The following is a 1,441-nucleotide window of genomic DNA, read 5'->3' on the forward strand; positions in this document are numbered from 1 at the left end:
GCGTAGCGTTTGGTATTAATTGCGTAGCCGTTTAGGCAGGGGCCGAGAGCAGGTTGGTAGCCACGATGTTGTCTGGCCATGGTAGCAGCGGGGCCGGCAGGGAGGACGGCGGGGAGGACGGCGGGAGCAAGCACTGGCGGGTAGAGCGGGAGGTCTTGATCGCGAACGAAGTGTGTCGCCAGCCGGCGTCTTTGCCCGTCGGCGCCTTTGCCAGTCGGTGTTAGTGCCAGTCGGTTACGTTACCTGTTGGTGTCTTGTAGCAAGAGGCGCCGCGTTGGCGAGTCAGGCGCTGAAACGCCTGTCAGGGCCGAGTCTGAGGAAAGGGCTTGAGGAAAGGGCTTATGGAGAGGACTTGAGGAAAGAGCTTATAGAGAGGGCTTGCGGAGAAAGCAGGAGGTGTCAGGCAAGAAGCAAGCAGCAGCCGTCACGACGGATGTGGCGCAGTACAGGCCATGTCATCGTCATGACGGCTGCCGGAGCAGGCGGCAATCAGTTGCCGAGTGCGGCCGTGATGATGTGGTACTTGTCCATCAGCTCTTCCTGGCTTTCCTTGTTGGCCGGGTCGAGCGGGATGCAGTCGACAGGACAGACCTGCTGACATTGCGGCTCATCGAAGTGTCCGACGCATTCGGTGCACAGGTCCGGGTCGATGACGTAGATCTCTTCCCCCGGCGAGATGGCCCCATTGGGACATTCCGGCTCGCAGACGTCGCAGTTGATGCACTCATCAGTGATGATCAGGGCCATGATGCTGTCCTCAGCTTGTGGCGGTGTCGTCGTCGGTAGCGGAGAAATGCCGGGCGAGGGTCTCGGCCACCAGCGGATGCACCAGACGCGACACATCACCGCCATGACGCGATATCTCGCGCACGATGGTCGATGAAATGTAGGAGTTCTGTAATTCCGGGGTCAGGAACAGGCTATCGACGTGCGGTGCCTGGGCCCGGTTCATGTTGGCCAGCTGCAGTTCGTACTCGAAGTCGGAGACCGCACGCAGGCCGCGCAGAATGATACGCGCATTCTGCTGCTCAAGCAGCTCTGTCAGCAGGCAGCTGAAACCGATGACCTCGACATTGTCGAGATGCGCCAGAATCCGGCGTGCCAGATCGATGCGCATCTCCAGCGGCAGCGCGGGGCGTTTGCTGGGGCTGTAAGCCACCGCGACCACCACCTTGTCGAACAGGCGCGCGCCGCGCTCGATCAGGTCGGTATGGCCATTGGTGATCGGGTCGAAGGTGCCGGGATAGACGGCAATGTTCTTGGGCATGACGAACTCGAGCTCTGTCGGCAGCGGGTCAGCCTGGTGACCGGCTGCAGTGGACGACGAAGGATGAGGAGCCGCAGAAGGCCGGGGCGCAGTGGCTGTCGCGCCGCCGGCTCCCTGGTACGCCGAGTGTAGAACCCCTCGCGCGGCTTGCCAGTCGCGGGAGGGGATTCGTCA

2 protein-coding genes are annotated in these 1,441 nt (G+C 62.0%); both read right to left on the minus strand.

What is annotated here, in order from left to right:
- Positions 1-489 precede the first annotated feature (489 nt).
- Positions 490-747: a YfhL family 4Fe-4S dicluster ferredoxin gene (locus AC4FAH_RS11670; RefSeq protein ID WP_043334597.1), complete on the minus strand. Its 258-nt coding sequence runs from the start codon at positions 745-747 to the stop codon at positions 490-492.
- 10 nt (positions 748-757) lie between these two features.
- A complete protein-coding gene (gene coaD / locus AC4FAH_RS11675; RefSeq protein WP_043334599.1) occupies positions 758-1,267 on the minus strand; it encodes a pantetheine-phosphate adenylyltransferase in 510 nt (169 codons plus the stop codon).
- Positions 1,268-1,441: the final 174 nt, after the last annotated feature.

Source organism: Cobetia sp., assembly GCF_983723665.1.

What these genes read in the sequence shown, in the direction of transcription:
- AC4FAH_RS11670 (WP_043334597.1), bottom strand. Translation starts at nt 747, where the DNA reads ATGGCCCTGATCATCACTGATGAGTGCATCAACTGCGACGTCTGCGAG.
- coaD (WP_043334599.1), bottom strand. Translation starts at nt 1,267, where the DNA reads ATGCCCAAGAACATTGCCGTCTATCCCGGCACCTTCGACCCGATCACC.